This is a genomic window from Dryocola sp. LX212 (assembly GCA_041504365.1).
Taxonomy (GTDB): domain Bacteria; phylum Pseudomonadota; class Gammaproteobacteria; order Enterobacterales; family Enterobacteriaceae; genus Dryocola.
This window is the reverse complement of the sequence record CP167917.1, coordinates 3,833,214-3,843,496: the sequence shown is the minus strand read 5'-3', so window position 1 is coordinate 3,843,496 and position 10,283 is coordinate 3,833,214. Positions and strand designations below refer to the sequence as shown.

Genomic DNA, 10,283 nt, shown 5'->3' with positions numbered 1-10,283 from the left:
CGACATGAATAAATGTGGAGCATCGCTATGCTCCTGACTCTCTTATCAATACATAAGCAATACGGCGCATCATGCGCTCACCCAGACTTTGTGCTTCTCCGCGGACCTGCATTTCGCCGCGGATCTCCGTTAATGGTAGCTGGGCTGACGGGTCGACAATTTTCCCCGCAACTTCAAAGACCGCATCCTCAGAGAGGGTTTTGCCCTCATGCTGCCGGGCCGGCACGACGCCACCATGGGTGGAGGCGAGCATCCAGTTATAAAGCTGATCGGTGCTTGCCGGGGCAATGCGTAAAACCTCTAAATCAATGGCCTTGTGCAACCGCAGGTCATCGACGAAATTACCCGGGCTACCGGTTTTGATGCGTTTTACATCCTCTGCTTCTACATAACCCCGCACCTCAAGCTCGCCGGGTTTTGCCACTACGGCAAGGCGCGTTTTGTCATCAATCCAACGTCCTGCAATAAGCTCCGGTGCCAGCTCTACCACGACGCCGTCGAGAGGAGCCTGAACGGCCAGGCGAGAGCGTTCACGTGCAAGCCCCGTAATACGGTCCCGCTCCATGTTCAGTTCGTGTGTCAGTATCAAGGTTTCTGACAGATCTCGTTTGTCCGCGCTACGGCGGTTCAGACGCTCAAGAAGCAGCTGTTCTCTGTCTCGCGCACCAGCCAGCTGTTGATCAATTTCAGGGGCGGCAAGTGTCATCAGAATTTGTCCCGCGTGGACAGTTTCACCCTGTTTAATCAGCACGCTTTCAATGCGTGCCGGGCGAGGCGCAAAAGCAGGGACCTGATGGGTCGCTGCCAGGACCGCAGGTATACGGATGGTATAGGGAAAGGGAACCAGCAGAATGGCCAGTAGAATCAGTAACACTGACAGGGTCATGAACACCTGTTTGCTCGCTTCACGGCGGCGGTTCAGCCACACTTTGATTTCCCGCCAGACGGGCATTGCGATAAACCACATAATTTCGACCGTAAACAAAAATACGCCGAGCAGCTTGAAAAAATAGTGATAAACCAGCAGCGCGATCCCCAGAAACAGAAAGAAGCGGTATATCCAGGTAGCAAAGGCGAAGCCGATCAGTAGCGAACGGGTGCGACCATAAATCGGTTCTGGTTGATCATCTCCGTAGCCGAAAAGCGTTTCACGCATCCACCATCGCGCCATGGCAAAGGAGCGGTCCTGTAAACCCGGGAAGCCAATCAGATCGCTGAATAGATAATAGCCATCAAAGCGCATAAGCGGGTTAAGGTTAATGGCCAGGCTGAGTACCCAGCCGGTCGTCGCAAGAGCAAACATGGCATGACGCAGAGCGCCATCCGGTAAAAAGACCCAGGCAAGCGTAGCCAGAACGGCGACCAGAAGTTCGACCACCATCCCTGCGGAATCGATCAGTACGCGCTGGCGTCGCTGCGGCAATCGCCATGCATCTGTCGTGTCGGTGTAGAGAATAGGAGTCATCACAACAAATGCGACGCCCATGCTGCTAACCCGCGACCCCATATGTACAGCAGTGTAGCCGTGCCCCAGCTCGTGTAGCGTTTTGACCAACGCCAGACTCAGGCTGAAAACCACGACGCCTGCGACAGAAAACATGTCCGGAAAAGTATGCAAAAAAGTATCCCACTGGCGAGACACCAGATACAGGCTAACCAGCCCAAGCAGCGCGATACCTCCCCAGAACAGCGGCTGAAAGAAGATTGATAGCCAGGGTAAAGTACGGCGCAGGAAGGCATCTGGCCTGACCAGCGGTACTTTAATAAATAAATATCCATGCAGCAGACGGCTGGCAGGCGAACGATGGCTTGAGGCGGCGTGTTGACGGATACGGGCGTAAGTTTGCTGTGCTACGGGGCGCACAAGTTCATTACGCTGTACGAATTCAATAAGCGACATGATTTGTTGGTCATCAGGCGCTCGCCCTGTATCCCGCAAGACAGCCGTACGCATTGCTCTTACCGTGCCGGCTCGCCAGTGCGAGAGCATCTGCATGGCGTCACGATCGACGGTAAAAAAACGATTGGCTATTGGGTCATGCACTCGCCACAGGTTGTCGTGCTGTTCGTGGCTGCCGCCAGCACCGCCTTTTATCAGCCGCAAATCCTGGCGAAGTTCGGGCAGCGGCAGATCGTCAAACTGCCTGGCGTCTGGTGACAGGGCGCTTTGCTGGGCTAAGGTTTGCATAGATTATATCCCCGACCATTGACGCACGGCGGTGACAGGGCGACGCAGCAGGTAGTACATCAACGAAACAGAATCACCATATATACGTGCCGTGCCGCGTAGCCCCAGACGTTCGGGCGCGGCATTGGGATCCACCGCGCGTGCGGTTACCGTGAAGCTTGCCACGCCAGCTGCATCTGTTTCAGCTTTATAGGCAGCACGAACGATTTTTGCTTCAAGCGGATCCAACGGCGCAGCGTCAAGAAAGATTTTTACCCTGGCCCCGTTGTGAAGGTTGACGGCATCAGAAACGGGAACTTTTATCTGAAATTCAATACGCTCAGGGTCGGCCACGCGCATAATTGCTTCGCCTGCATTTACCGGGCGGCCTACCCAATCACGCGGATCGCCGTACAGCGCAACGCCGGACTGCGTGGCCCGCAAAACTGTTTTATCCAGCATCGCACTTGCGTAGTCACGTTCTGCGATAGCGACACTCTCTTCGCTGCTGGCAATCGCCAGCTCTCGCTTAGCCGTAACATCTTCAACAGAAGCCTGTTGCAGACGCAGCATTTTGGCGCGTGCAACCTCCAGTTTTTGCGTGGCCACTTCGAATTCGCTGCTTAGCTGCGTATCAATAAGTTGAACCAGGGGCGTGCCTTTGTTGACCTGTGCGCCAGGCGCCACCAGAAGTCGTTCAACGACACCGGGCATCGGTGCCGCCATCACCAGAGGGTCCTGAGGCGTAACCTCAACCGGTGCCAGTGTAGTCAATGGGATATGAATAAAGAGCGACGCCACTACTGCCCCAAGGGCGAGGGCATAAACCTTATTCAGATGCCGACGCCACGCCGAAATAGGCTTTTGGCGACCTTCAATGGCACTAAGGCCATGTGCATACGCGCCAGCCAGCCGGGCTGCTAGTGTCTTATGGGCGTCTTCCCAGGGGACGTTGCGGGCCAGCATCCAGCCAACACGGACTTCCTGATTTGCGTCGACCAGCGGTACCCACAGCAAATAGCGCAATGCGGCTTCATGGGTGCAGGGATCTTCAGGATCGGCATAGCTGGGCAGTTCGAAAGCAAAGCACGGGCTACTGGTACCGTGCTGCTGCCAGAGGGTGCTGGCAATATGTTCATACCAGCGCGTCATGGGTGAATCACGATTGACATTAGCCAGCCCGGATATTGCCGTCGCCTTCCAGCGTCTGAACGTCGCGATTTGCCGCATTTTAAACGGCCAGATGGAGGCCGCGGGAGCGGCGGCAGTGAACACTAACGCCTGTTCAAAAGGCAGAAGGGCAATAGGCTCATTGGCTAAATGTTGCCACAGCGCTTTCTCCGAGGAACAGCGACGAAGATCACCTTCAATGCGTATCAGGCTGGCACCCGTAGTATTAGGGGGTGGGGATGCGTTGGACGCTCGTGGTTTTCCGCCAGAGGTTTCATCGCGTAGAGACGCGAGGTTAGGTGGCAAAGGCCGCTGGAAATTCTCCGTTCCTTCGTCGGCTTTAAAGGGTTCCGATTTCACTGAAGATGAAGGTATACGAGACGCCATCCTCTACCTACCTTTCGGTGTTATGGTCATTTTCAACGCCAGCCGAGCGCATGCAGCCAACAGAAATATCACAGCCGTCAGCTTTTTCTTTGCTGGCTATCGGCGAGCTACCGGCCTGTGCAGCAGGCTCTGGGGCTTTAGTTGAGCTGGGTGCGCCACCCATTTTATGATCGTTAAACAGTGCCTTACCGCTCATACCTGGCAGCACGCCCTGCGGGACTTTATCGACGGTGGCGATAATTTTAATTGTCTGGCTCACCGCATCGACGGCCCCGGAAATACGGCTCACGGTCGCCTGTAGTTCATCACCGGTTTCATCGACGACGAAGTTGATCGTTGAGCTTCGTTTGAGCCATGAGAGCCATTTTGACGGCACAATCATGTTCAGTTCCAGCGGGCCGTCTTTCACAATCTTGAGCAGTTTTTCATTAGGGGGAGGGGTCTCATCCGTGCGAAACATTGTCTCGACTACGGCCCCAGAGAAAGGGGCATTGACCTTACAGCCGGTCATGCGTTCGCTGATTACGTCGGCCTGTGCTTTTCGTTCCAGGTGCTTCAGGCGCGCAACATCAGCATCTGCACGGCCAGTTGCATCCATCTTTAACAGCTCCGTCTGAACCTGAGCGTTACGTCCCTCCATTGCAGCATCAGCTCGCGCTGCGCGAAGCTCTGCCGCCAGGCGACCGCAGTCAAAGGTCACCAGCGCCTGGCCCGCTTTAAAATGATCGCCTTCCCGAAATGGCATTTTCACGATACGTTCAGATACCGAAGAAGAAAGGACCACCTCACGCTCTGCACGCAGTACGCCACGCGCTTCGTTAGTTGTAGACGGCAGGGCTACGCCCCACGCAGATGAACTGATTGCCATGACCAGAGCGATCATTATTGGGCCTGGCCGGGTTCCAGATCTGTACATAGTGAGGATGCTATTCATAATGCTTACTCACGAGCTTATTGCTGTTATCACTTGGGGGAGCTGTCTCAATCAGGGCTACAGCATCGCGACGATCGGCCCACATTACGCGCAATTTACTTGCCAGTACGTTAACCGGTTCAGTGGTGTCCATGTTGGGTTCAACGGGATCTATCCCCAACGAGGCGTAGACATTGGCATAAGCATTTTGCAGATCGGCCAGCGCCATGTCATAGCGCATACGTGAGACCAATGTGTTCATCTCTTCGCGAATAAGAGTCTGTCGGCTCAGTTTTTCTGCTTTAAAGCCAGCATCGACCTGGTGCTCAATTTTTTCCTGGACCTCGTAATAACGCTTAGAAGTCGTCAGTTCCTGGAGCCGCATAGCATATCGAACCCGGCTGACTTCAACCTGTAGTCCAACGGCAGTGGTCAGTGCGAGCTGGCGTTGATCAAGCAGTTGCCCCTGTGCTTTGATCTTTTCTTTTTCCGCAGGCAGGCGGAAAATATTCATCAGATTCCAGCTGGTTTGTGCGCCCCAGCCAATCCAGTTTTGGTTGAAGAGGTAATCGTTAGTGCTGGAATTTACACCGGCAAAAAGTCGAAAGTTAGGTAACATGCGCAGGTAAGCGGCGGTGCTTTCCTGATCGTTGCTACGTAGCTGATAGGCCACTTCACGAAGCTCAGGTCGGTTTTCTATAGCTACACGTAACCATGCCAAATCGTCACCTGAGTTAATGCCGGGTAAATCCAGCGGTTTCCAGGATAACGTCGAGGGTGGAAGTGCGACCGTGTACTGGGTATTCGGAGGTAAATTCATCAAGGCAGCTAGCTGCCGCTTGGCAACACTCAATTCACGGCCCAGCGCCTGTACATCACGTCGTATACTCAGCAGTTCACGCTCATAACTCAGTGGAACCATTGGCGCCGTGAGCCCTTGTTCTTCCTGACGCTGTGCCTGCTCAAGTGCGGTTTGTGTTGAGTGTTCAAGGTCGTTAACACGGTCGAGAAGGCGTTCAGCGCTCGCGGCTCGCCAGTAGGCTGTGCGTACATCCTCTATCAGCCTGTTGATCACTTTTCGCCTGCGTTCGTCAGCAATACTGACTTCATCAGCGGCTTGTTTAGCGCGTACGTAGGAGAGGCCAAAATCCAGCACATCCCAGCTCAGCGTCAAATCATCTGAAAGGACATTTTTCTCTGTCGAGGTTGAGGGTTCCAGCGAGGTTCTGCCTGTCAGCAATGACTGGCTGCTGCCGCCGGAATCATTGTTACGGCCCGCATAATCCACGGTAGCGACAAATTTTGGCAGCATATTGTAATTAGCCAGATCCAGCTCTCGCTGGCTAAGGGCAAGGCTCATCATTTCAACCCGTGCATCAAGGTTGTATTTAATTGCCCTGGCCATCGCCTCATACAAGTCGATGGGCTTACTGACTGCCTCCTGTGCAGAAGTTGCACGAGCGATAAGATCGTTTGCTCGGTCTTTGTTTTCCTGCACTTCAAAAGGTTTTGGCTGAACGGTACAGGCAGTTAATGTCAGCATAATCACCATACCGGCAATGGAAGGAGTAAATTTTTGCCTGAATAATTCGATCTGCCGTAACTCTGTTCGATTAATAGGATTTATCATTACGGCTCTCCCCATCATCCAGGTTTATACACATCATGAGCAGCTTAAATTCGCCACAAACAGTAGTAACTATATAATAATAAAGGTTTTTTATGCACATATCGCAATGCAGCGTATTCAGGCGCAGGAGACGCTTACTCTTCCCAGCGTGAAGGAGATAGTCGATATAGACGGATTGTAGCTAATGTTTACAAAAGGTGTGAATTGCGTTACAAATATGTTTCTTTCATCCCATTTTTGTTAGCGTTCAGGTTCCTACTGGCCTGAGAAAAGGATTGACTAATGCTTTGGTAGTAGAAAAAATGTACCAGAGGTAATTGGTATGATTGCTATTAAAGTTTATTTATGAAAATCAGTATTCGTGGAAAAAATGAGAACATAGTCAATAAACACAACTCAACCATTAATTTTTTTGGTGATGCTTCTAATGAGTAGAACACGTATTTTTCAATGAAAGCCCAGATGCCTCTTTCATGTAGTTCAACAGAGCGTGTGAAGCAAAGGGGCCTGCAGGTCAAAGGCTTAATTCGGGTTTTCAGCGTCAGGTTGTTGCGCTCAATGGGTTGAGTGAGGATTTTGCCGGTCAGATGTTAATCACCCGGCACTTCTCTGCGGTAAGGCCCCCCGGTCATCGCAGGTTATCATGCCAATATTAAGCGATGCAGGCATAGCCAGCCGTTCGCGGCAGGTGTTATCCGTGCGCGGTTCGAACGTATACGTCACAACACCCTCTGTTTTGGTGTTGTATGCATACCAGGTCAGTGCTGCCGAGCCTTACTGCCGACAAAGCCCCATTGCTCATCGAGTTCACAGATAAGCGCCACATCTGCATGGGCAACCGGAGATGATGTTATTCGCTTTGGCGCGAGTGTAGTGAGTAACTGGCTCTTGTAAGCATCCACACGAGTAAGAAGCTCAGGGTTTCGATCAAGCGAAAAGGCAGAGTGGTGCTGACGTTTGACAGTCGTGAGTGTGCTTAGAGTAGCGATAACCCAAGAGTCGATGTAAGCAAATACATGACCTTCAAGGCTCTTAAAGACCTTCTCGCTGTGAATTTCGGACCTCTTCTTGTTGCTTGCCACTGATGCGCAACCAGCTCAAATGTATTGGTGGCTTCAAGAGCCGCTTTCTTAGCTCTTTTCTGCCGCAGTCCCTCCTATCAGATATCCGTTTCTGGCGTTATCGCGTTTCTCATTGCCGCTGTCTGCAATTTATAGGGATTTTTGTCCTGTTTAGCCGCCCGGATCTTTGCGTCAGTGAGTGCCATAACACAGTGCTTCTGAGTGATTTGAGGGTACAGAGTTCTGTCGAATCAGACTATACCCTCAGTTGTACACTCGCAAAGGTGCTGATGTGGATAGAATTTGGTTGAGCTGGGAGTTGGGAAGTGATGATTCTGAAGGGGCATAGAACGCAAAAACGGACCTCCGTGGAGGTCCGTTGATATGAATTTGGTGCCCGGACTCGGAATGAAACTCAGCGTCTAATCGCTTGAATGTATGTCTGTTTTCCTGTTTGAAGAATTGAGAGGCCCCCATTGAGGCCCCCAAATGAAAATGCTTCAAATCAGCTTTCGAACAGGAACACCAGATATCCGCTTAATGCTCACCGTGCCCTTGATGTGGTTGCGGTGAGCGGAATCGAAGTAAGCGCATCTGAAAACTATTGTATCAGCCTGGTGGGCGTTGTTGAACGTCCCGCATCAGTCTGTTGAAAGCTTGTCGTCACTTCCGGCAAATACATTGACGACATCTCTTGCCCCATGAACCACGCGTTCAATACGCACTTCCGAATCCAGCACCCTGAACAGAAGAAGATAGCGACCGTAAGTGGAGCATCTGACACCCGCACCCAGCTCTGGTCTTTCTCTGTAAAGCGTGGGAGATTCGGCTATCAACAGGCATTGCTGATACAACTCTTCGGTGAAACTGACAGCCCGTACCGGATTGTCCTGAGCGATCCAGTCGCCGATTGTTTCAAGATCGTGCTCTGCCAGTGGTGATATGCCCAGCTTCATTTCGCAGGTCGCTGTTCAGCCATCTGTTTATACTTACGCCCTAGGCGGCCGAACACCTCTTCAGCGTTCTTACTGTCTCCACTGTTGATCCCTTCGGTGACGGCCTGCTGGAGAGAGTCGAGCCTGACCTGTTGCTCACGCTCTTCAAGCGCCCGAAGCCCTGCGCGGATGACTTCGCTTGTGTTGTTGTAACGCCCACTTTCGATTTGCTCACGAATGAAAGCCTCGAAGTAAGGGGTAAGGGCTACGCTGGTTGGCATAATTGAGCCTCCTGATGAATTGCTATCAGTTAATAATAGATAGTATTCCTCTACTACTCAACAGTAGGGATGAGTGTGTTCGGATCCAGACGGCTACGATCTTGCAGGCAGTAAGTCGGGATAGTGTCTGGCAACAATGTCGTTCATCTTCTCCACCAAATCCGGACGTTTAAAGATGATGTGTCCGGTGCCTTTCTGGAAGTAGCGGATCTCGACGTACTCATCGTTGAAAACGGATGAGAGCTGTTGGCTGATATGCGTATCCAGCCTCACGGAAAGATCGTTGCGATTCTCAGGAACCGGCTTGCCATCCAGCAGATTCAGCATGCGATCCAAATCCGATAGCTGATCGCGTCTGCGGCCATGCCGAAAATGAAATCCCCAACGATCGTACTGAACAAGCCCTTCGACGATGACCTTCTTGCCAAACTTGCAGGGCGAATTCGATTTGTAATCCCAGCTCAGCCCCTTAAACACGTTGATAACGCCACGCTCAAACACCTCTGCTTTGCTCTGATGCAGTTGCTCAAAAGTGCTGAGGATGTTCGCTTCACTGATGGCGGGGATGTCGTCTTTTTCCAGGCTGCCGTACCATTCGTCACGCGCCTGAGCATCCATCAGAGAAATCATTCCGGATTTGCCCATCAGATCGCGCCAGATACTGCGATCGATATTGCGGATGATGGCCCTCATTGCGGCTTCCGGTGGTTCTATTAACCAGCTGCCGTAGCGGTGGCTGGTGTGCATGGCCCAGTCATTTGCCGTGCCGCCACCGATGCCGCTGGTGAGTTGAGAGATCCCGTCAAGTTGCAGGATCAGCGTTTCGATTTGCTCCAGCGCAGCATTACGTCCGCTGACGATACGCTCAATGCTGGTGGAGCAGATGATCTCCATGTTGCCGGTTAAGACTTCAGGATCGTGGTGAGGTTGTATACCTGACATTCGTTCTTCCTTTATACAGGTCGCATAAAAGCAAAACGCCAGCCGGTGAGGGCTGGCGCTTATGCGGTTGAGTTGTTATGGGTGGGAAAGATCACTGCGTGCCAGATGCATGCAGCAGCTGAAGGTGGCGCAGAGTCTGTACATCGCTGAGAGCCTGCTCAAGGCAGGGGAGCAAATCAGCGGATTGAGTCTGGTCTTCGTCGTTATCGAAAATCAGGTTGGTTCCGCAATCGATATTGTCCTGCAGCCAGTCGATAAGGATCTGTAGGCCCTGTTCGGTGGTGAGTTTCATGGCAGTTACCAGTTGAAGGTGGCGAAGCCGGACAGGATCTCCGCGAAGGCATCCAGATGAATGCAGGTGATCCCGTAACGGCGTAGCAGCGTGGTAACGAGCTTTCGACAAGGTTTGGATAGCCCACGGCGCTTCAGTTGCAGTACCGGGAAAACCCACGCATCAAGACGGATCAGATAGCCAGAGCCGGTGTAATGGAGCCATTCAGCGCCGTCATACGGCTGGTGTGGCTGTGAGAGCGTGTGTAGCAGCGTATTGTCTTCTTCGGTGATGTGGGCGGTGCTGCACTGGATGCCAGTGAAGTGGGCTATTGCCGGGAGTGGATCTTCCACAACCAGCTTTCCCGGCTCGTCAGCGATGCGAAGGGTATAACCGTTGTCGTTCACCACATCAATCAGCTGCGCCAGTTCGATACCATCAACTTCTACGGCAATTCTCCCCATGTTGAGCGCCAGAACGTTCACGCTGTCAGCATCGACGTTAAGTGAGATTTTCATTGCAGTGC

The 10,283-nt window shown here is 52.4% G+C and carries 9 protein-coding genes and 2 pseudogenes; all 11 read right to left on the bottom strand.

Translation table 11 applies throughout. The annotated features are described in order from the left end of the window. Nucleotides 1–25 precede the first annotated feature (25 nt). Nucleotides 26–2,188: an HlyD family efflux transporter periplasmic adaptor subunit gene (locus tag ACA108_18465; protein ID XEX95300.1), complete on the bottom strand. Its 2,163-nt coding sequence runs from the start codon at nucleotides 2,186–2,188 to the stop codon at nucleotides 26–28. Between the two features lie 3 nt (nucleotides 2,189–2,191). Beyond that, entirely contained in the window at nucleotides 2,192–3,724 is a 1,533-nt protein-coding gene (locus ACA108_18460) for an efflux RND transporter periplasmic adaptor subunit (GenBank protein XEX95299.1), read from the bottom strand. Nucleotides 3,725–3,731: 7 nt separating this feature from the next. Continuing rightward, complete coding sequence (locus ACA108_18455) at nucleotides 3,732–4,607, bottom strand: efflux RND transporter periplasmic adaptor subunit (protein XEX95298.1); 876 nt, start codon at nucleotides 4,605–4,607, stop codon at nucleotides 3,732–3,734. A 43-nt stretch (nucleotides 4,608–4,650) separates the two neighbouring features. Further along, nucleotides 4,651–6,267: a TolC family protein gene (locus ACA108_18450; GenBank protein XEX95297.1), complete on the bottom strand. Its 1,617-nt coding sequence runs from the start codon at nucleotides 6,265–6,267 to the stop codon at nucleotides 4,651–4,653. Nucleotides 6,268–6,698: 431 nt separating this feature from the next. Further along, nucleotides 6,699–7,145: pseudogene (locus tag ACA108_18445) on the bottom strand (IS1 family transposase). Next, a pseudogene (locus ACA108_18440) lies at nucleotides 7,125–7,534 on the bottom strand (hypothetical protein). Before ACA108_18440 ends, ACA108_18445 begins: the two co-directional pseudogenes overlap by 21 nt. 435 nt (nucleotides 7,535–7,969) lie before the next feature. Next, on the bottom strand, nucleotides 7,970–8,284 hold the full coding sequence (locus ACA108_18435) for a type II toxin-antitoxin system RelE/ParE family toxin (GenBank protein ID XEX95296.1): 315 nt from the start codon (nucleotides 8,282–8,284) through the stop codon (nucleotides 7,970–7,972). Continuing rightward, nucleotides 8,281–8,544, bottom strand: coding sequence for a type II toxin-antitoxin system ParD family antitoxin (locus ACA108_18430; GenBank protein XEX95295.1), 264 nt, complete (start codon nucleotides 8,542–8,544; stop codon nucleotides 8,281–8,283). The genes ACA108_18435 and ACA108_18430 overlap by 4 nt, the downstream gene beginning before the upstream one ends. Before the next feature lie 93 nt (nucleotides 8,545–8,637). Continuing rightward, nucleotides 8,638–9,486 (bottom strand): DUF4942 domain-containing protein, encoded by an 849-nt coding sequence (locus ACA108_18425; GenBank protein XEX95294.1) that lies wholly within the window; start codon nucleotides 9,484–9,486, stop codon nucleotides 8,638–8,640. A 91-nt stretch (nucleotides 9,487–9,577) separates the two neighbouring features. Beyond that, complete coding sequence (locus ACA108_18420) at nucleotides 9,578–9,778, bottom strand: hypothetical protein (GenBank protein XEX95293.1); 201 nt, start codon at nucleotides 9,776–9,778, stop codon at nucleotides 9,578–9,580. A 5-nt stretch (nucleotides 9,779–9,783) separates the two neighbouring features. Then, complete coding sequence (locus tag ACA108_18415; protein ID XEX95292.1) at nucleotides 9,784–10,275, bottom strand: DUF5983 family protein; 492 nt, start codon at nucleotides 10,273–10,275, stop codon at nucleotides 9,784–9,786. Nucleotides 10,276–10,283 lie beyond the last annotated feature (8 nt).

Excerpts from the sequence above, each read along its gene's own strand:
- ACA108_18465 (XEX95300.1), bottom strand. The coding sequence starts at position 2,188 with ATGCAAACCTTAGCCCAGCAAAGCGCCCTGTCACCAGACGCCAGGCAG.
- ACA108_18460 (XEX95299.1), bottom strand. The coding sequence starts at position 3,724 with ATGGCGTCTCGTATACCTTCATCTTCAGTGAAATCGGAACCCTTTAAA.
- ACA108_18455 (XEX95298.1), bottom strand. The coding sequence starts at position 4,607 with ATGATCGCTCTGGTCATGGCAATCAGTTCATCTGCGTGGGGCGTAGCC.
- ACA108_18450 (XEX95297.1), bottom strand. The coding sequence starts at position 6,267 with ATGATAAATCCTATTAATCGAACAGAGTTACGGCAGATCGAATTATTC.
- ACA108_18435 (XEX95296.1), bottom strand. The coding sequence starts at position 8,284 with ATGAAGCTGGGCATATCACCACTGGCAGAGCACGATCTTGAAACAATC.
- ACA108_18430 (XEX95295.1), bottom strand. The coding sequence starts at position 8,544 with ATGCCAACCAGCGTAGCCCTTACCCCTTACTTCGAGGCTTTCATTCGT.
- ACA108_18425 (XEX95294.1), bottom strand. The coding sequence starts at position 9,486 with ATGTCAGGTATACAACCTCACCACGATCCTGAAGTCTTAACCGGCAAC.
- ACA108_18420 (XEX95293.1), bottom strand. The coding sequence starts at position 9,778 with ATGAAACTCACCACCGAACAGGGCCTACAGATCCTTATCGACTGGCTG.
- ACA108_18415 (XEX95292.1), bottom strand. The coding sequence starts at position 10,275 with ATGAAAATCTCACTTAACGTCGATGCTGACAGCGTGAACGTTCTGGCG.